Source organism: Rheinheimera sp. SA_1, assembly GCF_001669775.1.
GTDB lineage: Bacteria > Pseudomonadota > Gammaproteobacteria > Enterobacterales > Alteromonadaceae > Pararheinheimera.
This window is the reverse complement of sequence record NZ_LXWK01000016.1, coordinates 403,338-425,600: the sequence shown is the minus strand read 5'-3', so window position 1 is coordinate 425,600 and position 22,263 is coordinate 403,338. Positions and strand designations below refer to the sequence as shown.

Sequence of the window (22,263 nt, the reverse complement as noted above, 5' to 3'; positions counted from 1 at the left end):
TTCAGGCAACAGGGACCAGACGCAGAATTTCATCGAGCACCGCATCGGTACTGATCCCTTCGGCTTCGGCTTCATAGGTCAGTAATAATCGATGGCGAACCACATTATGGAACACGCCCTGCACATCGTCTGGGGTGACAAAGTCACGACCAGCCAACCAGGCTTTAGCGCGGGCACAACGTTCCAGTGCAATAGTGGCGCGCGGGCTGGCGCCATAGGCGATCCAGCGCGCTAATTGCGGGCTGTAATTGGCAGCTTTACGGGTGGCCATAATCAGCTGTACCACATATTGCTCCAGACTTGGGGCAAAATGCAGCTGTAAAATTGCTTTGCGTGCAGCAAAAATATCAGCTTGGGTCATTCGCTCTGGCTGCTCAGTGGCTTGTTCCAGTGCTTCGCCGCGGGTCAGCTTTAAAATGGCCAGTTCAGTGGCTGCATCCGGATAATCGACTTTCAGATGCAGTAAAAACCGGTCTAGCTGAGCTTCAGGCAATGGATAAGTACCTTCTTGCTCCAGCGGGTTTTGCGTGGCCATCACCAGAAATAACTCCGGTAACTTGTAACTCTGCCGGCCAACGGTAATTTGTTTTTCCGCCATCGCTTCTAACAGCGCCGACTGTACTTTGGCCGGAGCCCGGTTAATTTCGTCCGCTAAGATAATGTGGTGAAATAACGGGCCGCTTTGAAATTCAAACTTGCCGGTTTCCGGACGGTAGATATCGGTGCCGGTTAAATCGGCTGGCAGCAAGTCTGGAGTGAACTGAATACGGTGGAAGCTGCCTTCGACGCCATGCGCTAACGCATTGACTGCACGGGTTTTGGCGAGACCAGGTGGGCCTTCGACCAGTAAATGACCATTGGCCAGTAACGCCAGCAAAATGCCTTCCGTCAGGGCCGGCTGACCCAGAACTTGCGAATCTAAATATGTTTTTAACCGGTTAAAAGCGTTCACAGCAGCACTCTTCTAAAGTTATTCGTTTGAAATTATTGGCTATTTATCAAGCGTTTCGACGCAAAAACAACTAGGCTATGACCTGAGTCCATATATAAGGTTCAGACTTCATTAAAACAAGTGTTTTAATTTCTCAGATCTCTCGTTACAATCAAAAAAAATACAGGTCAGACCTGTATTGCACTTTACCAAAATTGGACTTGGACAAGCGTCCACATAAAGAGGATCAACATGAGCAGCCAGATTAAATTAACCACCCGTCAAGGGGACCGGATTGCGATAGTCCGCGGTTTACGCACGCCATTTGCCAAACAAGCGACAGAATTTCACGGTGTGTCAGCGCTGGAACTCGGCAAACTGGTGGTCAATGAATTGTTGATCCGTAGCGAGCTCGATGCCAAATTAATTGATCAGGTGGTTTACGGTCAAGTTGTACTGATGCCGGAAGCGCCGAATATTGCACGGGAAATTGTTTTAGGCACTGGTATGAATGTACATACCGATGGATTTAGCGTCACCCGCGCTTGTGCCACCAGCTTTCAATCAGTGGTCAGCGTTACCGAAGCGATGATGGCCGGCGTCAGTAAAGTGGCCATTGCCGGTGGTTCAGATTCCAGCTCAGTATTACCGGTTGGCGTGAGCAAAGCGCTGGCCCGGGCGCTGGTTGATTTAACCAAAGCCAAAACCTTTGGTCAGAAACTGGCGATTTTCCGCCGCTTAGGTTTAAAAGATTTATTACCGGTACCGCCAGCTGTAGCCGAATACACCACCGGTTTATCGATGGGCGATACCGCCGAGCAGATGGCGAAGTCGCATGGCATCAGCCGTGCCGATCAAGATGCCTTAGCACATCGCTCTCATACACTCGCTGCCCACGCCTGGGCGCAGGGCTGGTTAAAAGACGAAGTAATGGCCGCCCATGTTGAGCCGTACAATAAATTCCTGGAGATGGATAACAATATCCGCAAAGACTCCAAGCTAGACTCTTATAGTAAATTAAAGCCAGTGTTCGACCGTCAGTACGGTACTGTCACTGCAGCGACCAGTACGCCATTAACCGACGGTGCTTCAGCGGTGCTGATGATGCCGGAAAGCCACGCTAAAGCGCTTGGCTACAAGCCGTTAGGTTATGTCAGAAGTTACGCTTTTGCCGCTATTGATGTGTGGGAAGATATGCTGATGGGCCCTTCTTACGCCACGCCAATCGCACTGGAGCGCGCAGGTTTGACGCTCAACGATTTGACCTTAATTGAAATGCACGAAGCTTTTGCCGCGCAGGCGCTGGCCAATGTGAAAATGTTTGGCAGCAAAAAATTCGCCGAAGAAAAACTCGGCCGTTCGCATGCCATCGGCGACATTGATATGGATAAATTTAACGTCAATGGTGGTTCGCTGGCTTATGGGCATCCATTTGCGGCAACCGGCACCCGGTTGATTACCCAGACTTTAAATGAATTAAACCGCCGTGGTGGTGGTATTGGTTTAACCACCGCTTGTGCTGCCGGTGGCCTGGGCGCTGCAATGATTGTGGAGACTGAATAATGACGGACGCAACAATGACAACCGTTACTGAAGTAGCTGTAGTAGCAAAAACTTTTACCCTGGCGCTGCGCGACGATGGTGTGGGTGTTATTACCATGGACGTGGCCGGCGAAAGCATGAATGTGCTGAAAGCCGCTTTTGCAGACGAAATCAAAGCTTTACTGGATGAAATTCGCAGCAATAAAAATATTAAAGGTTTGGTGATCATTTCCGGTAAAGCAGATTCGTTTATCGCTGGCGCCGACATCAGCATGCTGGACAGTTGTCAAACCGCGCAAGAAGCCACCGCTATTGCAGCGATGGGTCAAACGATGTTTGGTCAGCTTGAAGCTCTTAATATCCCGTTAATTGCCGCTATTCATGGCCCATGTTTAGGCGGTGGACTGGAACTGGCGATGGCTTGTCATGGCCGGGTCGCCACTGATGATGGCAAAACCGTACTTGGCTTACCGGAAGTGCAGCTTGGTTTGTTGCCAGGCAGTGGGGGTACTCAGCGCCTGCCGCATTTGGTTGGTCTGCAAAAAGCGCTGGATATGATGTTAACTGGCAAGCAATTGCGCGCAGTGCAGGCCAAGAAGGCTGGTCTGGTCGATGTGGTGGTGCCTAAAAGCATTCTGCTGGAAGCTGCGGTGAAAATGGCGCTGGCCGGTAAACCACAACGTAAAACGGTTAAATTGCCATTAGTTGGTCAGCTGCTGGAATTTACGTCGATTGGTCGTGGCATTTTATTTTCGCAAGCACAAAAGCAAACGTTAAGCAAAACCGGTGGTCATTATCCGGCGCCGTTGAAAATCATTGAAGCGATCAGAGCTGGTGTTGATAGTGGCATGGCTCGGGGTCTGCAAGTTGAAGCCAATGCCTTTGGCGAGTTGTGCATGACCAGCGTTTCAAAATCTCTACGTGGTTTGTTCTTTGCAACCACCCAGATGAAAAAAGAATCTGGCGCTGGTGATGTCAAAGGCGGCAAAGTCAAAAAGGCTGCGGTGCTTGGTGGTGGCTTGATGGGCGGCGGCATTGCCAACGTCACGGCGGGCAAAGCCGGCATTGCAGTCCGGATTAAAGACATCAATCAGCAGGGCATTGGTAACGCGCTGAAATACAGTTACAGCCTGCTGCAGAAAAAGTTTAAACGCCGTTACATCACGCGCACTGAAATGCAAAAACAGATGGCGTTGCTCACCGGCACAACGGACTACAGCGGTTTTCACGATGTCGATATCGTGGTAGAAGCGGTATTTGAAGATTTAGCGCTGAAGCAACAAATGGTGCGTGACATTGAAACTAATTGTCATGAAGGCACTATTTTTGCGTCAAATACCAGTTCATTGCCAATAGCGCAAATTGCCGCACAAGCTGCGCGTCCGGAAAATGTGATTGGTCTGCATTATTTCTCACCAGTCGACAAAATGCCGCTGGTTGAAGTGATAGCGCATGCTAAAACTTCACCGCAAACCATCGCGACCACTGTGGCCTTTGCCCGTAAACAAGGCAAAACGCCGATTGTAGTGAAAGATGGTGCTGGCTTTTACGTGAATCGGATTTTAGCTTTATATATGAATGAAGCGGCGAATTTGCTGCTCGAAGGCGAACCGGTTGAGAAACTTGATAAAGCCTTGACTAAATTTGGCTTCCCGGTAGGTCCAATTACTTTATTGGATGAAGTTGGCATCGATGTTGGCGCGAAAATTTCGCCTATTTTAGAGCGGGAGCTTGGAGAGCGGTTTAAAGCGCCGGCCGCTTTTGACAAGTTAATTGCCGATGGCCGCAAAGGTAAAAAAGTTGAAAAAGGCTTTTACCTCTATGGCGCCAGTGTCAAAAAGGGTAAAAAAGAAGTTGATGCGTCTGTTTACAGCCTATTGGGCGTGCAGCCAGCCGGTCGGTTAAGTCTGGAGCAAATCAGTAATCGCTGTTTAGTGCAGATGCTGAATGAAGCGGTACGTTGTCTGGAAGAAGGCATTATTGCTTCAGCGCGCGACGGTGACATCGGTGCAATTTTTGGTATTGGTTTCCCGCCTTTTATTGGTGGCCCGTTCCGGTATATTGATGCGATGACTGCGTCTAGCTTAGTTGCCGATTTGCGTCGTTATGAAGCACAACATGGTAGTCGTTTTGCGCCAAGTGCGTTATTACTGCAGATGGCTGAAGCAGGGAAAAGCTTCTATTAACTTGCCAGGATCTTCAGCAGCAATTGCTGAATGCCGGAAAAAGAGCTGCTATAATGCGGCTCTTTTTTTTGCCGGCAGATCAGGGTTTGGCCTGAAGCTGTATCGATGTTCAGTAAAAATACGCTTTATGCTGATGCAGTCAGCAGTGACCAAAAGGGGCCACAGCATGTTGTTGTTATTGTTATCACCGTTGTTTAGCGGTTGGTTTTATGTGTTGGCAAAAAGATCTGGACTAAAATCTACGCCTTGGGTGTTGGCTGGCGCTATCGTTGGACCTTTGGCATTACCTCTATTTCAAAACCACAAGCGATTGGCGCTGCGTAAAGCACTCGGCCATGGCTTTGTGTGGTTCCGACCTTAACCGGCTCCCAGCAGCATTGTGCTGCGTTGTAGCGTAGTTCGCCACAGTATTGGCCAACTGGCATCGTTCTGACTATAAGCCCACACCGGAATTCGTAGTTCCGGCAACGCCAGTCGTTGTAATTGTTTTTGTGCAACAGCATCCTGAACCATCAACAGCGGTAAATAAGCACAGGCTTGATTTGCCAGCAGCCATTGCAGTAATACAGCGGGCTCAGCGCAGCTAAATTGAATCGCGTTTTGCTGAATGCGGGGCACCTGCAGCAGTCCTAATGATCCTTCCTGTGTCTGCTCCTGGTTGATTGAACCAACCGCTACCAGTTCCAGGTAACCAAGACACAAAGCCTGCCATGGCTGTGGATCGGGCAATTGCGAGCCTAATATGACCATGCCATCTTGTACCAACTGGGATTGTCGGGCCATTAAAGCGGTTGGAATGAATTGCAGCTGGCTTTGCTGTGCACTACTGATCATCTGATTAAAATCAGCATCATGAAACAGCACGCTCAATTCAGAGCTCAGACAAAGCTGTAATGGTTTATCCGGATAGTAATTTAAAGCGAGCTGCTGTTTCGCTGACGCTATTGCGCTGAGCACGGCCTGAGCATGCGGTAATAACATTTCACCGGCGGTGGTCAATTGGATGTTGTTTCGAAAGCGATTAAATAAGGTGACACCAAGGCTTTGTTCTAATTGGCGGATCCGAAAGCTGACGGCCGACTGTGTCAGGTACAGATTGTCAGCAGCTTTACCAAAGTGACGGGTTTTTTGGACTTCCAGAAAGGTTTTTAACAGCTCAGTATCCAAAGCGGATCCTTATATATTTCATCGTAACCATAAAAAATATTTGTTTTACGATCGGAATTTTGTTTACCATACTCCGCACAGTTTAATTGGGATAGCTTTAGATTCAACGAGATCAGGGGAAAAAAGTGATGCAGCAAAGTTTTGTGGCTAAACGTCGCTTTTTTGATGACCGTAATTTCCCTAAAGGGTTTACGCGGTCAGGGCGGTTTACGCTGGCAGAGGGCAATCTGCTGGAGAAACATGGTGCAGCGATGCTTGAGCTGGAAGAGGGTACCCGCCAGCCGGAAACCGCTGAAGAGCAACGTTTTCTATTGGTTTGCCGCGGTGAAGCGGAAGCCGAATCCAGCTATGAAAAAGTCTGGAGCAAGTATAAAAAGAATGTCCAGGAGAAGAAGAAGTTTCACACCGTTTTTGGTAAAAAACGGATTGCCGATGGCAGCGATGACTTTTCTTTTGTTGAGACTGACAACGATTAAGCGGCATGCTTAAGGCATTGACTGATAAAGAAGGAGTTGAGGTTGGACGAATTTTTTACAAAATTATTAAATCCAGGTGTGCTGGTATTTTTAATTCCATTAGCTGGGATTGGCATTGGCGCACTGAAGATGTGGCTGAACCATCAGGAACGGATGGAAAAAATTCGGCAGGGTATTGACCCGGATCGCAATTCTTAATTGTCAGTCAATCAATGAATAACAACTGTTGCAGCACATTAAGTGCAGTCAGGTTGCAATAAAAAAGGAGCTCAGGCTCCTTTTTTATATGCTTCGAAATGCGGTGTTTAATTGATGGCAGTCCGTTGATAAGTGCCTGGCAGGTAACAAGGTTGTCGGCAGTGATGCTAGAGCGCTGCCGGTACCGCCGCCAGTTTCGGCTTGTGCTGCTTCTGATCTTTCAGGAATTGCGTGAAATCAGCTGCTGACAACGGTTTACTGTAGAAATAGCCTTGAATAATTTCACAGCGCAGTTGTTTCAGTTGCTGTAATTGTTCTGCATATTCAACGCCTTCCGCCACCACAGTCAGACTTAAGTTGTGGGCGATGGTGACAATGGTATCGACCATATTACGGCCACGGGCGGTATTCATATCGTCGATAAAAGCTTTATCAATCTTTAGTGTATTCAGCGGAAACTGCTTCAGGTACGCCAGCGAAGAATAGCCGGTGCCGAAGTCATCCATGGCCAGGTGAATGCCGCGGGCGCGTAATTTTTTCATGGTATCAATCGCCATTTTCGGCGATTGCATAACGGTGCCTTCAGTGATTTCGAGCTCAAGATGGTAAGAAGGCAGTTCACTTTGCTGCAGCACGTCATCAATTTGTTCGCATAAATACGGCAGCATAAATTGTTTCACTGACAAGTTTACCGCGACCCGACCATGAAATAACCCCTGATCAATCCAGCGTTTCACATCCATACAGGCTTTACGCAGTACCACTTCACCAATTTCAACAATTTGGCCGGTTTCTTCAGACACCGGAATAAAGGAGGCCGGGCTAATCAGGCCACGTTTTGGGGTGATAAAACGGACCAATGCTTCCATCCCAACCAGTTGACCACTCAAGATGTCCATTTTCGGCTGGTAGTAGACGGTAAAATAATCTTCTTTTAAGCCATGCCGGATCAGGTTTTCCAGTTGCAGTCGTTTTACCGCCAGTTTGTTCATTGAATCGTTAAAGAACAAGTAACGGTTGGCGCCATCACTTTTGGCGTGGTACATCGCGGTGTCGGCGTTACGTAGCAGGGCTTCTGGATCGGTGCCGTCTTCCGGGTACAATACAATACCGATACTACTGGTAATGGCCAGTTCGTGCTGATTAATAAAAAATGGCAGATTAATCTGTTTAATCAGCTCTTTCGCCATCGAAGTGATGGTATGAATATCGTTGGTATTTTCCAGTAAAATTGCAAATTCGTCACCACCGAGCCGGTATAAACGTTCTTTTTGCCGGGTCAGAATAGTCAGGCGTTCCGCCAATTTAACCAGTAACGAATCACCCAGTTGGTGGCCAAGCGAGTCATTGATTTTCTTGAAATTGTCTAAATCGAATACCAACAACGCATGTTTCACTTCACGTTCTACTAAGCGGCTTAATTCGGCGGAAAACAACGCCCGGTTTGGCAAGCCGGTTAACGTATCGGAATTGGCAAGCCGGCTGAGTTCCGCTTCTTTACGCTTACGCTCGGAAATATCGGAAAACACCGCCACATACTGAGTAATGTGTTGATGATCGTCTTTGACCACGTCAAAGTTCAGTTCTGCCTGATAAATCTCACCGCCAATGCGCTGATCCTGAATTTCACCTTGCCAGACCCCTTGTGTTTGCAGCACCAGGCCAATTTCCTGCAAAAAGCGGTTAGGATACATCGCCAGATCAAATGGCTTTTTAATCACTTGTTCGCGGCTTTTACCGGTGATGGTGGTAAAAGAGTGGTTGACTTCAATCACCACAAAGTTGGTATCGCAAATAACGACGGCGTCTGAAATGTTTTCCAGGCACCGGGCAAACAATTCGAGCCGTTCTTCAGTGTGTTTTAACAGTTGAATATTTTTCAAGGTACCGGTCATCCGGGTGGCTACACCGTCGGAGTCGGTACTAACAACTTTGCCGCGGTCAAGCACCCAAACCCAGCCACCATCTGAAGCGCGTAATCGATAGGCTGCTTCGAAATATGGGGATGTACCGGCCAGATGCTGATAAAGATGTTCAGTAACCCGTTCTAAATCATTGGGATGGATCTGGTCACGGTTAGGCGGGAATTGATTGGTTTCAGGTTTCAGTTCAACCGGATGTTGCCAGGAGCTGGAACGATACAAGGTGCCAGAGCCGATATTCCAATCCCACAGTTCATCACCGCTGCCCCATAAACTCAGGCGTAACCGCTCTTCACTTTGCTCAAGGCGGTTTTGGTAACGACGCATTTTCAGAATAGATAGGTGTGCGAGTAATAAAGCGCCGAATGAAAACAACAAGATACATGACAGCACATAGGGCATGGTCTTTTGCCAGTCAAGGGCAAAGCATGGCAAAGATACTAAACTCAGGCTGCTGACGACTAGGTAAATGCCTGTTTTCTTTTTATTATTCACACATCTACACATCGGGCTGGTTGTTATAAACAAATTATATAAATTTACTATCGCTGTCAAAGCCAATCTGCTATGACGACCCCGTTAGGGGAACGAATAAGCATAGTGCTGGTTTAATGATCATCATCTTGGTGCAACTTGAGCTTGCTGCTCAGTTCTTTAACCGACAATTGTTGCATGTGACTGTGCTCCGGTGCCGGCCCTGTCGCCAAAAATATCGCGTCGTAGTCCGGTGCGAGCAGGGTGTAACAGAAGTCAATAAACTGCGTCAAAGTCAGTTGTTCAAGCTGCTGCTGGATTAGGCTGGCTAACTGACATTCAGGGTCGCACTGACCTATTGCTAACCAGACTCTTTTTGCTCTGCTGCTCAGGCTATTATCCCGCTCTTTAATTTGTCCTTGCAGGCTTTGTTTTAACTCAGCAAATTCTTCAATAGTTAATTCAGGAAGTTCTTCGAGAAATTTGCGGTAAAAAATCAAGGTGGCGTAGTACAAATCGGCGGGTGCAACTTTAGGCGATTGCACGTAAAACGCAATGCCGGGCTTTAAATTCATCGGCACATAACCGGTGCCGACCAAGTATCCCAGTTGCTGTTCAGTACGAAGCGCATGAAAATATTCGGGTGACACCAGATGATTCATCAGCATAAACAGCGCCATGCTTTGCGGCGAGCGTTGTTGCGCCGGCAGGTAAATCACCAGTGCGTTGTCGTCTTGACTGATTGGTAAATCCAGCCACACCGGTCCTAAATCTGCGGTGCTGTAGCTTTGTTTTGGCAGTTTTGCGCAAATGGCTGGCACCTGCTGTAGCCATTGGAGTAATTGTTGTTGTAGTGATTGCACATTTGGCTCGGTCCAGTTGCCAAGCATCATCGCTTCCAGATGTAATTGCGCAAACATCTGCGCGCTGAAACGTTCAAAGTCGGCAACGCTGGTGGCTGCCAGAATCGCAGCCAGTCGATCGGCTTCGGGGTTCAGTGGCTGTAACAGCGCCGACAACTTACTGAATAACTGACTAATGGGTTTGCTGCGGGCAGCGTTTTGCCAATGCTGGACTAATTGGCGTTGCATTTCGATAAAACGATCCGGCTGAAATTGTTGCCGGGGCAATTGTTCCAGTAAATCTTTCACCAACGCAATCTGATTACCGGACAAACCGCTGGTATGCAACGTCAGGCCATGTTGTTGCACGTAAAGGTTGTAATGCAGACCGGCGGTGGTAGCAGGGTAAAATTGCTCGTTGACCTGATCTAAAAACAACTCCAGCCATAATTTTGTCAGCGCCAGCTGGGTTAAATCCTGTACCGTATTAGGCAGGGTCAGCTGCACAAAAATATGGCCTTTGGGTGATTGAAACTCGGCATCCGGTTTAAACCACAGGGTCATAGCGTCATTTTCGAAATACCGGATGGGTTGTTCGGCGGTGGCATCGCTTGCCAGTAACTCCAGTTTTGCTACCAGATAAGGGTTGTGTATCGGCAAACGATATTCAGCTTTTACTGGCGCTTGTGTGAGGCGTGCCAGCAATTCAGGGGTTACGGTAATTTGGCTATAGGGCGTGTGATACCAGCGAGCCTGGCGGTCGACTGCGGCTTCCGGTGCTATCAGCATCAACCGCAGATTATCGGCGCTGAAATAGTTCAACAACTGATGATAAAGCTCCGGCGGCGGCAATTCCATCCGATAATCGCCGAACACATAATCTTCAATCGGATAGTGTTGCAGATTGACTGCGAGGTCGCTGGCTAGCTGCAGCGGTGCTTTAACTTCCTGATAAATAAAGCTCCATTGCACCAACTGCTGCCGTTCACTGAACAAGTTCTGCGGGAAGGGGTGTTGTTTCAGCATCGCCAGATAACTGAAACTTTCGAGCAGAATTTGCTCTTGCTGCAACATGCCTTCAGGCATTAGCTCAAATGACAGCGTGAAATCTTTGTAGTTACTGCCGTCAATGCCGCCACCGGCACTCATCGCATTGACCCAGCCTTTGGCTTTCAGGCCGCTCAGTAACGAACCGGGGCCTTCATCGCCCAGTAAATGCGCCAGGAAACTGACCAGTTTAAAACGATACCAGGGCTGAATATCCGGCAAGGCAAAGCTCAGCACAAAACGTTGGGTTGGTTTATGCGGCTGTATATTTAATTGAATGCCCAGATGCTCAGCCAGGTAAAGCGGCTGACTTAACGACGATTTTGCCGGCAGATGGCTTGGCAACCTGGAAAAAAACTCCATTGCCCATTGTTGCTGTTCGGCAAGTGACACAGCCGACACCAGCACCAGTGTCATCCGGCTGGCGCTATATTGTTGCTGATAAAAATCGCGCACAGCCTGTTGAGCGGTTTGGCCGGGTCTATCGTCCAATGTCGACAAATTACCAACTGAAAACTTCGCAAAGGGGTGTAATGGATTAATGCTTTCTTTATGCGCCTGATAAATGCGCCGCCCATCATCTTTGAGTTTCATTGAAAATTCGGCTTCAATTGCCTGCCGTTCTTTGTCGACCGCTTCGTCGCTAAACAGCGGTGCCCCCAGCATATCGGCGAAACGATGCAAGCCTTGGGGGAAATGGCGGTGCTCAATATCGAAGTAAAAACAACTATGTTCGGTACCGGTCCAGGCATTGTGACTACCGCCGTGACTGGCGATAAATTGCTGATAACTGCCGGCGTCCGGGAATTCGCCGGAACCTAAAAACACTAAATGCTCGAGGAAGTGTGCCAGACCTTCGCGGTCGGAGGGGTCGTCAAAATGACCGACATTAACAGCCATGGCCGCCGCACTTTTTTCGGCATCCGGTTGTTCAACCAATAACACCCGCAAACCGTTATCGAGAGTCAGCGGAAGATAGCAGCGATGGTCGTTAGGGCTTTGCACTACATGGCTTTTTTTCAATTCAGGCCTCGTGTTATGGCAAATCTGGACGAGTAAAACCGCTTCTCATCATATCGAATAGGAATATAAAGCTGAAATTTTATGCTTTATTAACAGTTACTGTGACAGCAATCTTTCATTATCATAGCGCACTCTTTTCGCGTTGGGCGCGAAGTTGTCAACGGTGTACACAATGGTCAATCTGGTTATCATGCGGCACGGCGAAGCCGAGCCACTCAGCAGTCAGGATAGTCAACGGCAATTAACCGCCAAAGGCAGAACCGAAGTCAGTCAGATGGCCCATTGGCTGTCACAACATTATCAAAGCCTGGATTGGATTGTCTGCAGTCCATTTGTCCGGACCCGGCAAACCGCCGAGCTGATGTTGACACAACAAAACAACAGCCCGCAAATTGAAATTCTGCCGGAACTGGTCCCTGAAGGCGATTGCCATCAAGTTCAACTCTACATTAACGCCAGAATGGAACAGAATCCAGAGGCCCGGTTTTTATTGGTGTCGCATATGCCGCTGGTCAGTTTCTTGGTCGAAACCTTTACTAAAAACGGTTGTACACCGGTATTTGAAACTTCTGGTTTGGTGTGTATCGATTATCAGCCGCCGGCTGCCGGCAAACTGCTGGAACGGATGGCACCTTCTGACTTAAAACTTATTACTGCCAGTTAGGACTATTGGTTCACTGCTGAGCTGCCAAGTATAGGGCTGGCTGTTAACGCATGTCCGGCGTTTTATCCGGTGTTTTCAACAACACCAATAATGCGCCATCGCGGCCCCAATGGGTCGGCGCGGTGTGAAAAGCCCGCACATTCGGATGTTGAATGAGCCAGTTCGGCACTTTGCGCGCCAGAATGCCAGTGCCTTTGCCATGCACAATACAGGCGCAGTTAAAATGTTGCTGCTGACAGTAGGCCAGTAAACCCGCCAGTTCGGATTTGGCCTCTAATTGAGTTAGACCATGTAAATCCAATACCACTGCGGGCTGAAACTCACCGCGTTTAAGGTTTTTTGCCAGATGGGGATCTTCACCGGGTTGTACATAACTGATGGTGTTGCCGTCTGCCTGATAACCTTCAAATTCATCAGAAAAATAGAACAAATGGCGAGTTTCGGGCTCTGCAGACGTCTTTACGGATGTTTTTTTGTTGCGGGGCGGACGGGCAGGCGGTATCTTGTCCTGCGCCAATGGCCGGGCGTCAGCAATGGCGTCGCGAAACTGCTGGATTTCTTCTTCGTTAGGTAACTTAGGCTTGTTCATAGCGCGCAAGTCTACCCAAAGAGCAAAGTTAAATAAATGACTGAACACGAACCTTTTGCACTCAGCGCTGAAATCATTGACGAAGCCGTCGCAGATTTGCATTCTATTCACGACTGGTTACGTTTTGCGGTCAGCCAGTTTAATGCTGCTGACCTGTATTTTGGCCATGGCACTGATAACCCATGGGATGACGCCGGGGTGCTGATGGCATTTACGTTGCATTTAACCCATCTGGCTGAACCTTCGTTATTGCAGGCCCGACTGACCCGCAGCGAAAAGCGTCAGTTTGCTGCCTTAGTACAACAACGGATCAGTTTACGGGTGCCCTCGGCGTATTTAACCCATCAAGCTTATTTTGCCGGGCTGCCATTTTATGTTGATGAACGGGTGTTAGTACCACGTTCGCCGATTGGCGAATTGATTACGCAACAATTTGCCCAGTGGTTTCCGGTTAACGCACCACAACGAATTCTTGATTTATGTACCGGTTCAGGCTGTATCGCTATCGCCTGTGCCCATTATCTGCCGGATGCTGAAGTTGATGCGGTGGATATCAGCGAAGATGCGCTGCAAGTGGCGGATTTAAATATCAGTCAGCATGATCTTGAGCATCGGGTGTTTCCAATTCAGTCGGATTGTTTTAGTGCCTTACCGGGTCAGCAGTACGATTTGATTGTCACCAATCCGCCGTACGTGGATGCCGATGATATGGCCGATTTACCGCAGGAATATCATCATGAACCGGAACTTGGGCTGGCTTCTGGTGTGGATGGCCTGGAACTTACCCGGCAAATTCTACGCGAAGCCGCAGCGCATCTGACCGATAATGGAGTATTGATTTGTGAAGTGGGCAATTCAATGGTGGCGCTGGCCGAACAAATGCCGGACGTGCCATTTCACTGGATTGAATTCAGCAAAGGCGGCATTGGTGTGTTTGCACTGACCAAAGCGCAACTTTTAGCCCATCAGCAATATTTCGGGGAGTAACCCATGGCTGGCAACAGTATTGGCGATTTGTTTCGATTAACGACTTTTGGTGAAAGCCACGGCCCGGCGATTGGCGGTATTGTTGACGGTTGTCCACCAGGTTTAGTACTTGATTTAGAAGCTATTCAGCATGATTTAGACCGGCGTAAACCAGGTACTTCCCGTTACACCACGCAGCGACGGGAAGATGACGTGGTCAAAATTTTATCCGGTGTGTTTGAAGGCGTGACCACTGGTTGCTCCATCGGATTATTGATTGAAAACACTGATCAACGCTCGCAGGATTATTCGGCGATTAAAGACGTGTTCCGGCCTGGCCATGCTGATTATACTTACTGGCACAAACATGGTATCCGCGATTATCGTGGTGGTGGTCGCTCATCGGCGCGGGAAACTGCAGTCAGAGTTGCTGCTGGCGCAATTGCCAAACAGTATTTAAAACAACGCTTTGGCGTCGAAGTGCGGGCTTATCTTGCGCAGCTCGGGCCAGTCACTGCCGAAAAGCTGGACTGGGACCAAGTCGAACAAAATGATTTTTTCTGTCCTGATGTCGACAAGCTTGAAGAGCTTGATGCATTTATGCGAGAGCTGAAAAAAGCCGGTGATTCAGTAGGCGCCCGCATTAATGTGGTGGCCAGCAATGTGCCGGTCGGCTGGGGCGAGCCGGTGTTTGACCGCCTCGACGCCGATATTGCTCATGCCATGATGAGCATCAATGCAGTAAAAGCAGTGGAAATTGGTGATGGTTTTGCCGTCGTCGCGCAGCAGGGGTCTACCCATCGTGATGCTCTGACGCCAACCGGTTTTACCGCCAATCACGCCGGTGGCATCTTGGGCGGGATTTCCTCCGGCCAGGATATCCGCGTTAGTATTGCGCTGAAACCGACGTCCAGCATCAGTATTCCGGGCGCCAGTATTAACACCAGCGGTGAGCCGGTGGAGATGATCACCAAAGGCCGCCATGATCCTTGTGTTGGTATTCGGGCGGTGCCGATTGCCGAAGCGATGCTGGCGATTGTGCTGATGGATCATTTTTTACGACATCAAGCGCAGAATCATCAGGTTGTGGTGACCACGCCGGATATTGCCAGGATTGGTCGCGGCTAGAGCGTGCTGACCATTGATGTATGAATTTTGTTCAATCGAGAGCCGCCTTCTCACCAATGAAGTCGCCAACTACGCGGCTCCCGATCGAACCCTACGGGCAGCGCTTGGCTGGCCTTTCTGCGGCATGCTCTTTTAATGGATGAGCCGCCCGCTCATGTAGAATAACTACAGATCGCGGGCGATGCCTTGCATAAAAACCAGCCAAACTGCTGCAAAACCAACCACCAAAGGTCAACACGCTCTAATTTTCCAGCACCGGAGTTTTTGTGAAATTATCTTCAGCATCCACCCTGAGTCTGGCGTATTTTGCTTATTTCGCCGTGCTCGGGGTGTTTGTGCCCTATATCGGGTTGTTCCTCGATGGCCGTGGCCTAAATTCGCATGATATTGGCGTGTTGCTGGCGATTGTTACCGGCATGCGGATTGCGGGCCCTAGTTTGTGGGCGGCGCTCGCGGTACGTCGGCGTGATCCGATTGGCGTGATGCGTTTTGGTGCCGTGCTTGCGACTTTAGGTTGGCTCTGCAGTTTTTATCAGGGTGGTTATTGGCCATTGGTTGCTGGACTTGCGCTTTATAGTCTGTGCTGGACGGCCATTTTACCGCAGCTGGAAAGCGCAGCCTTTCATTATCTGGATAACGACACCTCACGCTACAGCAAAGTCCGTACGGCCGGATCGGTTGGTTACATTGTGCTGGTGATGCTGGGAGGCTGGTGGTTTCAGCACACCGGACCACAGATGTTGCCGCACAGCGCCTTATTGTTTTTAATGCTGATGCTCGCCACTTTATGGCTGCTGCCGAAATATCGGCTTGAACCGCAGACAGATGCACAGCCGCTGCGCTTCCGGACCTTGTGGACCCATAGTTCCTTCGTGAAGTTTATGCTCGGTGCGTTTTTTATGCAGATGAGCTTCGCGCCTTTTTACGGTTTTTTCACCCTCTACACCCGCGATTTAGGCTACAGCGGCAGTGATGCCGGTTTACTGATTGCGTTGGCGGTGGCAGCTGAAATCGTCGCATTCTTTTATGCCGGTCGAATTTTAAAAGGCCGCAGTTATCAGAAGCTGTTGGGGCTGTGTTATGGCTTAACGGCAGTGCGCTGGTTGATGGTAGCTTTTGTTGCGGATTCGGGCTGGTTGCTGGCGGCCAGTATGTTATTGCACGCTTTTAGTTTTGCCATTGCCCACAGCTGCGCGATGCAATTTATTCAACAGTTTTTCCCGCAGCACCAACGCAGTCGCGGTCAGGCACTGTATGCCGGATTGATTTATGGCGGCGGCGGCGCTGTTGGTGCTTATGTCGCAGGCGTTGCCTGGCAGGATGGAGCGGGTTCGACTTTCACTTTTGTGCTGGGTGCTGGTTGTGCCTTGTTATCGATGGTACTGGCGCTTAGTTTACCAAAGAAAATTCAACCGGCCGGTTAACAGGTGGCAGCGCAGCGCTGCCACGGATATTTCCAACTTGATCAAGCTCTTAGTAGAAACTTCATCACTTTATTTAGTAACTTCGCCCTATGTTGCGGGTAGGCGAGTTGGGTACTGTTGATACGGCCTTTTTGATGCACCGCTTTGGCATGGCTAAAAGTTAAAAAACCTTCGCGGCCATGATAATGCCCCATACCGGAAGGCCCGATACCGCCAAATGGCAGATCTTCCTGGCCAACATGCAATAAAGTTTCGTTCACGCAGACGCCACCAGCGTGAGTTTGCTGCAGTACCTGTTGCTGTAGCTTACTATCGTGGCTAAACAGATAAAGTGCCAGTGGACGCGGGCGCTGCCGCACAAACTCCAGTGCTTCATTAAAATTGTCATAAGGCAGGATCGGTAACACCGGTCCGAAAATCTCCTGTTGCCAGAGATCGCAGTCCAGCGGTGCGTCCAGCACCAATTGCAGCGGTAACAGCCGTTTGCTACTTTGCAAATGTTGTTGCCAGTCGTTGCCATCGCAACTGATAACAGTGGCACCTTTTTCATTGGCCTGGGTTAAATAACCACAAAGCCTGGAAAAATGCCGCTGATTAATGACGCTGGTGTATTGGCTTTTTTTTTGGCTGGTATGTTGATCTGAGCTGGCATCGGTCGGGTAAAACTGTTGAAACTGCAGCTTTAATGCATCAATGGTTGCGGTTAACTGCGCACGTGGCACCAGCAGATAATCGGGGGCGACACAAGTTTGGCCGGCATTCGCCGTTTTTCCGAACATAATGCGGTCGGCGATACTGTTGACGTCGATATCAGGTGCAATCAACAGTGGTGATTTACCGCCAAGTTCCAAAGTGACTGGGGTTAAATTGTTACAGGCGGCGCGCATCACGTGCTGACCGACTGCGGTAGAGCCGGTGTATAGCAGATGGTCAAATGGCAACTGGCTAAAAGAGGCTGCGATGTCGGCATCACCTTCAATCACCAACGCGCTACCCGGTAACGCCTGTTCAATAATGCTTTTAAGTACCTGGTTGGTGTGTGGGGTAAATTCAGACAGTTTAACCATCACTTTATTGCCAGCGCTAATAGCGGTAACAAGCGGCCCCAAACTTAAAAAAATCGGATAGTTCCAGGGCACTATCACCCCAACGACACCAAGCGGCTGATAACAAACATAGTTTTTAGCCGGTAAAAACAACCAACTGACGTGACGGCTGGCCGGTTTTAACCAACTGCGTAGCTTTTTCAGACTGTAATCAATACTGCTGATGCTTGGCATAACTTCCAGTAAGCTGGTTTCGCTATCATCACGTTGGCCAAAGTCGGCCCGTGCAGCCGCCAGTAAGGCTGGTTGCTGTTGCAACAGCTGCTGACGCAGCGCAGTGAGTTGTGCTTTACGGGTTGCGAGCTCCGGGTAAGGTTGTGCGTTAAAAGCCTGACGCAGCGCAGTAAAATTTTCCAGCAAAGACGACATCATAAGGTCCGACCAATCAACAGATCCTTCTAATCTAAAGCAGCATTGCTTTTGATGCAATGAGCCCGAAACAAACCGTGCGGGATATATACCGGAATAAAATTAAAACCGGGCGGAGATAGTAGGGCGTGGTGCTGGGAAAACTGCAGCGCAATGGTTACAATGCCGCCCGATATTTTCGAAGGGTGCTGTAGGAAGCAATTCGATCAGCAGTCCGGTGATAAAACCAGTAATAAATGATGCAGGATGTTCTGGTATGTCTGAAATTCTCCCCGCAGCGCAGCCACAGCTTTTCAGATTGGGACTGATCATCAACCCCTGGGCTGGTATTGGCGGCAGTGTTGCATTAAAAGGCAGTGACGGTGTCGCCGCAGAAGCCTTAGCGCTCGGCGCCGTGCCACTGGCGCAGCAAAGAGCCAGAACAGCACTTACCGAATTATTACCTTATCAATCACAAGTTCATATTTTGACCGTCGCTGGTTTAATGGGCGAAGATTTGGCCCGTGAGTTAGGTTTTACAGTGACTGTGGTCTATCAAGGCGTCAGCGAGCCATCAACTGCTGCCGACACTGAAGCTGCGGCGACTTGTTTATCCAAAGCCGGCATTGATTTACTGCTGTTTGCTGGCGGCGACGGCACTGCCCGCAACATCTGTGCCGTGGTTGATGCCCATACCACAGTGCTTGGCATTCCGGCTGGCTGTAAAATTCACTCTGGCGTTTACGCTATTACGCCATCTGCGGCGGGTAAAGTTGTAGCGCAAATGATTAAAGGCGAACTGGTCACGGTGCAGGACGCGCAGGTGATGGACATCGACGAAGCCGCATTTCGCCAGGGGACAGTGCGCGCCAAACGTTTTGGTGAAATGCAGATCCCAACCGAACTACGTTATGTGCAAAGTGTAAAATCGTCCGGTAAAGAATCCGAAGAGCTGGTGCTGGATGATTTAGCCGCTTTTGTGGCGGCGCAAATGGAGCCCGATGTACGTTATGTGATGGGTTCCGGTAGCACTATTGCTGCGGTAATGGCTGAACTCGGCCTGCCGAACACTTTGCTCGGGGTCGATGTAGTGGAAAATGGCGAGCTGATTGCGTCAGATGTAACCGCCAGTCAATTACAGACTTTCATCAAGCCCGATGCGACTAAATTGCTCATCACCTTAATCGGTGGTCAGGGGCACATTTTTGGCCGCGGTAATCAGCAATTATCGCCGTCAGTGATCCGCACTATTGGCCGTGACAATATTCAGCTGGTCGCGACCAAAACCAAACTACAACAATTAAACGGGCGGCCGCTGATCAGCGACAGTGGTGATGCGGCTCTGGATCACGAGCTACAAGGCATGATGAAAGTGCTGTGTGGTTACAACGATTATGTGATGTACCGTCTTGGATACGAGGATTAACCATGCAACAGACTGATATTTATATTAATGCGATGGCTGATTATTTTGATCAGAGCGTGGCTACGGCCAGTGACGACCAGTTATTTGCCGCCGGTTATTTACGCGGCCATATCGACCTGGCGGTGGGTACTTTACAGTTACAAGAGCAAGCTTTTAGCGTAGATACGCTGCAGCAGCAAGTCGCGCTGAGTCTGCAACAGGCGATTAGTGCCGGTGAACTGAATGATGCCGACCAGGCATTGGTCGTTGATATTTGGCAGCATCTTCAACAGTTGCCCTGCTGAAACGGCTGCTATGGCAAGACAAATTCGTCTATTTCGGCTAGCATGCATTTTTAGGTTTTTTGGTCATTAATTTTTACGGGACTTTTGTTCGATACCCACCATTTTTTAAGGATGACGGGTAGTAAAGGTCTTATTTTAAACTGCGCCTGATGGCGCATCACCAGAAGTGATTATTTATGTCGACATTTACCACGCTCGAACAACACGCCAGTTATGGCATCGGTCTGCAAATGGGTCAGCAACTGGCTGATAACCCGTTTGATGGTTTAGATATCGCTGCCGTTGCAGCTGGTTTGGCTGCTGCATTTTATGGTGATGAGCCGGAAGTGTCTGAAGACCAAATCCGCGCCGCTTTTGAAGTGATTGGCGCCCGGATGCAGGAAGCTCAGGCTTCCCAGGCAAAATTAGCTGCAGGCGAAGGTGAAGCTTTCCTGGCTGAAAATGCCAACAAAGCTGGTGTAGTTGTGACCGCTTCTGGTCTGCAATATGAAGTGTTAGTGCAGGGTGACGGCGAAAAGCCAACGCGTGCTTCGACTGTGCGCACGCATTATCACGGTACTTTGATTGACGGTACTGTGTTTGACAGTTCGTACAATCGTGGTCAGCCAGCCGAGTTTCCGGTGGGTGGCGTGATTGCTGGCTGGACTGAAGCGTTACAGCTGATGCCAGTCGGTTCTAAATATCGTTTATACATTCCACATCAGTTGGCCTACGGTGAGCGTGGCGCCGGTGCGTCAATTGCGCCATTCAGCGCACTGGTGTTTGATGTTGAATTGTTGGCTATCGTTAGCTAAGTTCGAACATTCAGCAAATAAAAAAAGCGCAATCGCGCTTTTTTTATTTCTGTTCATTCAGGCTTTATTCGAAACCTGACAGCAAACAACAGCTAATCGTAAGGATTATATTTGTGTTTTTTCAGCTGACTGGCCATCACTACCAAAACCGCTAATAAGTAAACTGCAAAAACGATACGCATCCAAAATGGCATTGAGTAACCCAGGAACTGCCAGGCAACATCACCACAAACGCCGGTTGGATTAAAAATGAACGGGATCCAGCTATCAAGAGGCAACCAGCTTGGAAATTCGGCAAAAACGGCACAAGTGGAGAAACCACCGTTTTTAACCAGTTCTTCAACCAGCACCTGATCATGGGCAATTTTTAAACCCCAACTTGCAGCGACGGCCCAACCGATATATGCGCTCCAGCGCAGTAATGCAGACTCGCGTCCCCACATTCCAACCAAACCCGCCAATAAAATACCGACGATGGCAAAACGCTGATAAACACATTTGGTGCAAGGGCCTAGCGACATGCCATATTGGAAATACAATGCGACTAACAATAATGTCAGTGCGCTGAATGATAAAAGTACCCAAGGCCAGCGTTGTTTTGGCCAACGAGCCACTGCTGCAAACATCTGATTTCCCTTGTTGGATCACTTAGAAATTTCCCAAGCGACAATCTAAGCGAAAATGCGAGCTAAAACAACCTTTGCGATCAATAGCAAAGCGCAATTTTTGCGCCATGGCTTGTTAACTCAATCTGCTCTGGTACAATCAGTGCCAATCATGGTGAGACCTACAACTAAAACGGACAAATCCGGATGACCAACCTCATAAAAGCACAAAGCCCGGCGGGTTTTGCCGAAGAATACATTGTTGAATCCATTTGGAACGGTAAATTTGCACCTGGTTCTATTTTACCGGCAGAACGTGAACTCTCTGAGTTAATCGGCGTGACCCGTACTACCCTTCGTGAAGTGTTGCAGCGGCTGGCCCGTGATGGTTGGTTAACCATTCAGCATGGCAAACCAACTAAAGTGAATAATTTCTGGGAAACTTCAGGTCTGAATATTCTGGAAACTCTCGCAAGATTGGATCAAGACCGGATGCCGGAGTTGGTTGACGAATTGTTGTCTGCCCGCACCAATATCAGCGCTATTTACATTCGCGGCGCCATTAAAACCCACCGTGAAGAAGTGATCGCCGTATTTGCCGGTGCTGAATCGCTGGAAGATACACCAGAAGCTTTTGCTGACTTTGACTATAACCTCAATCATGAACTGGCCTTACATTCATCAAACCGGATTTACGTGCTGATCCTGAACGGCTTTCGTGGTTTGTATCGCCGAATCGCCCGGTTTTACTTCTCGCATCCGGAATCACGTGAATTGGCTCGTCGCTACTATCATCAGCTGAAATTATACGCCGAAGCCGGTAAACACGATGAAGTGGTGCTCGCCGTACGTAAATACGGTAAAGAAAGTGGCAAAGTCTGGTCGGCTTTGCGCCCTGACATCCCGAAAGATTTAGTGGAATAACCATCTTTAAAACACTCCGCAACGCGGAGTGTTTTTTTTAAAGCCTGAAAAATTGGGCGCTTTAGTGAAATCCGCTTCGTTGACACAGTCGTGTTGACACCTTTCACGCTACAATCATTCCCGAAGTTTAAATTCAGGCGTAAATTCACTTGTGACGCAAAGCAGCTCTGCTTATGATGTGCAGATATAAGTTATAG

Annotated in this window: 20 protein-coding genes and 1 pseudogene; 13 read left to right on the top strand and 8 right to left on the bottom strand. The window is 49.0% G+C overall.

Annotated elements, in window-relative coordinates; translation table 11 throughout:
- Position 1 precedes the first annotated feature (1 nt).
- The gene (locus A5320_RS13865) at positions 2 to 952 is read right to left on the bottom strand and encodes an AAA family ATPase (RefSeq protein ID WP_068065816.1); all 951 of its coding nucleotides are present in this window, start codon (positions 950 to 952) and stop codon (positions 2 to 4) included.
- 231 nt (positions 953 to 1,183) lie between these two features.
- On the opposite strand from A5320_RS13865, the gene fadI reads away from it, so the two are divergent.
- From fadI to A5320_RS13850, 3 genes are all read left to right on the top strand, one after another.
- On the top strand, positions 1,184 to 2,494 hold the full coding sequence (gene fadI, locus A5320_RS13860; protein ID WP_068065813.1) for an acetyl-CoA C-acyltransferase FadI: 1,311 nt from the start codon (positions 1,184 to 1,186) through the stop codon (positions 2,492 to 2,494).
- A gap of 14 nt (positions 2,495 to 2,508) precedes the next feature.
- A complete protein-coding gene (gene fadJ, locus A5320_RS13855) occupies positions 2,509 to 4,659 on the top strand; it encodes a fatty acid oxidation complex subunit alpha FadJ (protein WP_068066784.1) in 2,151 nt (716 codons plus the stop codon).
- A gap of 166 nt (positions 4,660 to 4,825) precedes the next feature.
- Positions 4,826 to 5,020, top strand: a complete 195-nt coding sequence (locus A5320_RS13850) for a hypothetical protein (protein ID WP_068066781.1) — start codon at positions 4,826 to 4,828, stop codon at positions 5,018 to 5,020.
- Here the strand turns inward: A5320_RS13850 and A5320_RS22405 are convergent.
- Positions 5,017 to 5,826 carry a LysR family transcriptional regulator gene (locus tag A5320_RS22405; RefSeq protein WP_082971771.1) on the bottom strand — a complete coding sequence of 270 codons (810 nt, stop codon included), beginning with the start codon at positions 5,824 to 5,826 and terminating at the stop codon, positions 5,017 to 5,019. The two genes, A5320_RS13850 and A5320_RS22405, sit on opposite strands and share 4 nt — an antisense overlap.
- A 128-nt stretch (positions 5,827 to 5,954) precedes the next feature.
- Between A5320_RS22405 and maoP the strand changes: the two genes are divergently transcribed.
- Both maoP and A5320_RS21970 read left to right on the top strand, forming a co-directional pair.
- Positions 5,955 to 6,302 (top strand): DUF413 domain-containing protein, encoded by a 348-nt coding sequence (gene maoP, locus A5320_RS13840; protein WP_068065811.1) that lies wholly within the window; start codon positions 5,955 to 5,957, stop codon positions 6,300 to 6,302.
- Positions 6,303 to 6,344: 42 nt separating this feature from the next.
- The gene (locus tag A5320_RS21970) at positions 6,345 to 6,500 is read left to right on the top strand and encodes a hypothetical protein (protein ID WP_157605851.1); all 156 of its coding nucleotides are present in this window, start codon (positions 6,345 to 6,347) and stop codon (positions 6,498 to 6,500) included.
- Positions 6,501 to 6,667: 167 nt separating this feature from the next.
- Here A5320_RS21970 and A5320_RS13835 read toward each other — a convergent pair whose 3' ends face one another.
- From A5320_RS13835 to A5320_RS22450, 3 genes and pseudogenes are all read right to left on the bottom strand, one after another.
- Complete coding sequence (locus A5320_RS13835; protein WP_157605848.1) at positions 6,668 to 8,824, bottom strand: putative bifunctional diguanylate cyclase/phosphodiesterase; 2,157 nt, start codon at positions 8,822 to 8,824, stop codon at positions 6,668 to 6,670.
- Between the two features lie 206 nt (positions 8,825 to 9,030).
- Positions 9,031 to 9,786 carry an insulinase family protein gene (locus A5320_RS22455; RefSeq protein WP_442966058.1) on the bottom strand — a complete coding sequence of 252 codons (756 nt, stop codon included), beginning with the start codon at positions 9,784 to 9,786 and terminating at the stop codon, positions 9,031 to 9,033.
- 147 nt (positions 9,787 to 9,933) lie between these two features.
- A pseudogene (locus tag A5320_RS22450) lies at positions 9,934 to 11,730 on the bottom strand (insulinase family protein); the annotation flags it as partial.
- A 250-nt stretch (positions 11,731 to 11,980) separates the two neighbouring features.
- Here A5320_RS22450 and sixA point away from each other — a divergent pair.
- On the top strand, positions 11,981 to 12,472 hold the full coding sequence (gene sixA, locus A5320_RS13825; protein WP_068065807.1) for a phosphohistidine phosphatase SixA: 492 nt from the start codon (positions 11,981 to 11,983) through the stop codon (positions 12,470 to 12,472).
- Between the two features lie 43 nt (positions 12,473 to 12,515).
- Here sixA and smrB read toward each other — a convergent pair whose 3' ends face one another.
- Positions 12,516 to 13,061, bottom strand: a complete 546-nt coding sequence (gene smrB, locus A5320_RS13820) for an endonuclease SmrB (RefSeq protein ID WP_068066775.1) — start codon at positions 13,059 to 13,061, stop codon at positions 12,516 to 12,518.
- A 36-nt stretch (positions 13,062 to 13,097) separates the two neighbouring features.
- Here smrB and prmB point away from each other — a divergent pair, with 36 nt between their 5' ends.
- The 3 genes from prmB (at position 13,098) to A5320_RS13805 (ending at position 16,579) form a co-directional block, all read left to right on the top strand.
- Entirely contained in the window at positions 13,098 to 14,048 is a 951-nt protein-coding gene (gene prmB, locus A5320_RS13815) for a 50S ribosomal protein L3 N(5)-glutamine methyltransferase (RefSeq protein WP_068065800.1), read from the top strand.
- A 3-nt stretch (positions 14,049 to 14,051) separates the two neighbouring features.
- Positions 14,052 to 15,155 carry a chorismate synthase gene (gene aroC, locus A5320_RS13810; protein ID WP_068065796.1) on the top strand — a complete coding sequence of 368 codons (1,104 nt, stop codon included), beginning with the start codon at positions 14,052 to 14,054 and terminating at the stop codon, positions 15,153 to 15,155.
- Positions 15,156 to 15,421: 266 nt separating this feature from the next.
- Positions 15,422 to 16,579 (top strand): MFS transporter, encoded by a 1,158-nt coding sequence (locus A5320_RS13805; protein ID WP_068065793.1) that lies wholly within the window; start codon positions 15,422 to 15,424, stop codon positions 16,577 to 16,579.
- A 41-nt stretch (positions 16,580 to 16,620) separates the two neighbouring features.
- On the opposite strand, the gene A5320_RS13800 is transcribed toward A5320_RS13805, so the two are convergent.
- Positions 16,621 to 18,054, bottom strand: coding sequence for a coniferyl aldehyde dehydrogenase (locus tag A5320_RS13800; RefSeq protein ID WP_068065790.1), 1,434 nt, complete (start codon positions 18,052 to 18,054; stop codon positions 16,621 to 16,623).
- A 256-nt stretch (positions 18,055 to 18,310) separates the two neighbouring features.
- Here A5320_RS13800 and A5320_RS13795 point away from each other — a divergent pair, with 256 nt between their 5' ends.
- The 3 genes from A5320_RS13795 (at position 18,311) to A5320_RS13785 (ending at position 20,537) form a co-directional block, all read left to right on the top strand.
- Positions 18,311 to 19,459 carry an ATP-NAD kinase family protein gene (locus tag A5320_RS13795; RefSeq protein WP_068065787.1) on the top strand — a complete coding sequence of 383 codons (1,149 nt, stop codon included), beginning with the start codon at positions 18,311 to 18,313 and terminating at the stop codon, positions 19,457 to 19,459.
- Between the two features lie 2 nt (positions 19,460 to 19,461).
- Positions 19,462 to 19,743, top strand: a complete 282-nt coding sequence (locus tag A5320_RS13790; RefSeq protein WP_068065785.1) for a YfcL family protein — start codon at positions 19,462 to 19,464, stop codon at positions 19,741 to 19,743.
- 176 nt (positions 19,744 to 19,919) lie between these two features.
- Positions 19,920 to 20,537, top strand: a complete 618-nt coding sequence (locus A5320_RS13785; protein ID WP_068065782.1) for an FKBP-type peptidyl-prolyl cis-trans isomerase — start codon at positions 19,920 to 19,922, stop codon at positions 20,535 to 20,537.
- Between the two features lie 92 nt (positions 20,538 to 20,629).
- On the opposite strand, the gene dsbB is transcribed toward A5320_RS13785, so the two are convergent.
- Positions 20,630 to 21,163: a disulfide bond formation protein DsbB gene (gene dsbB, locus A5320_RS13780; RefSeq protein WP_068065779.1), complete on the bottom strand. Its 534-nt coding sequence runs from the start codon at positions 21,161 to 21,163 to the stop codon at positions 20,630 to 20,632.
- Between the two features lie 186 nt (positions 21,164 to 21,349).
- Here dsbB and fadR point away from each other — a divergent pair, with 186 nt between their 5' ends.
- A complete protein-coding gene (gene fadR, locus A5320_RS13775) occupies positions 21,350 to 22,066 on the top strand; it encodes a fatty acid metabolism transcriptional regulator FadR (RefSeq protein WP_068065776.1) in 717 nt (238 codons plus the stop codon).
- The last annotated feature ends 197 nt before the right edge of the window (positions 22,067 to 22,263 follow it).

What these genes read in the sequence shown, in the direction of transcription:
- fadI (WP_068065813.1), top strand. Translation starts at nt 1,184, where the DNA reads ATGAGCAGCCAGATTAAATTAACCACCCGTCAAGGGGACCGGATTGCG.
- fadJ (WP_068066784.1), top strand. Translation starts at nt 2,509, where the DNA reads ATGACAACCGTTACTGAAGTAGCTGTAGTAGCAAAAACTTTTACCCTG.
- A5320_RS13850 (WP_068066781.1), top strand. Translation starts at nt 4,826, where the DNA reads ATGTTGTTGTTATTGTTATCACCGTTGTTTAGCGGTTGGTTTTATGTG.
- maoP (WP_068065811.1), top strand. Translation starts at nt 5,955, where the DNA reads ATGCAGCAAAGTTTTGTGGCTAAACGTCGCTTTTTTGATGACCGTAAT.
- A5320_RS13835 (WP_157605848.1), bottom strand. Translation starts at nt 8,824, where the DNA reads ATGCCCTATGTGCTGTCATGTATCTTGTTGTTTTCATTCGGCGCTTTA.
- A5320_RS22455 (WP_442966058.1), bottom strand. Translation starts at nt 9,786, where the DNA reads ATGCTTGGCAACTGGACCGAGCCAAATGTGCAATCACTACAACAACAA.
- sixA (WP_068065807.1), top strand. Translation starts at nt 11,981, where the DNA reads ATGGTCAATCTGGTTATCATGCGGCACGGCGAAGCCGAGCCACTCAGC.
- smrB (WP_068066775.1), bottom strand. Translation starts at nt 13,061, where the DNA reads ATGAACAAGCCTAAGTTACCTAACGAAGAAGAAATCCAGCAGTTTCGC.
- prmB (WP_068065800.1), top strand. Translation starts at nt 13,098, where the DNA reads ATGACTGAACACGAACCTTTTGCACTCAGCGCTGAAATCATTGACGAA.
- aroC (WP_068065796.1), top strand. Translation starts at nt 14,052, where the DNA reads ATGGCTGGCAACAGTATTGGCGATTTGTTTCGATTAACGACTTTTGGT.
- A5320_RS13800 (WP_068065790.1), bottom strand. Translation starts at nt 18,054, where the DNA reads ATGTCGTCTTTGCTGGAAAATTTTACTGCGCTGCGTCAGGCTTTTAAC.
- A5320_RS13795 (WP_068065787.1), top strand. Translation starts at nt 18,311, where the DNA reads ATGTCTGAAATTCTCCCCGCAGCGCAGCCACAGCTTTTCAGATTGGGA.
- A5320_RS13790 (WP_068065785.1), top strand. Translation starts at nt 19,462, where the DNA reads ATGCAACAGACTGATATTTATATTAATGCGATGGCTGATTATTTTGAT.
- A5320_RS13785 (WP_068065782.1), top strand. Translation starts at nt 19,920, where the DNA reads ATGTCGACATTTACCACGCTCGAACAACACGCCAGTTATGGCATCGGT.
- dsbB (WP_068065779.1), bottom strand. Translation starts at nt 21,163, where the DNA reads ATGTTTGCAGCAGTGGCTCGTTGGCCAAAACAACGCTGGCCTTGGGTA.
- fadR (WP_068065776.1), top strand. Translation starts at nt 21,350, where the DNA reads ATGACCAACCTCATAAAAGCACAAAGCCCGGCGGGTTTTGCCGAAGAA.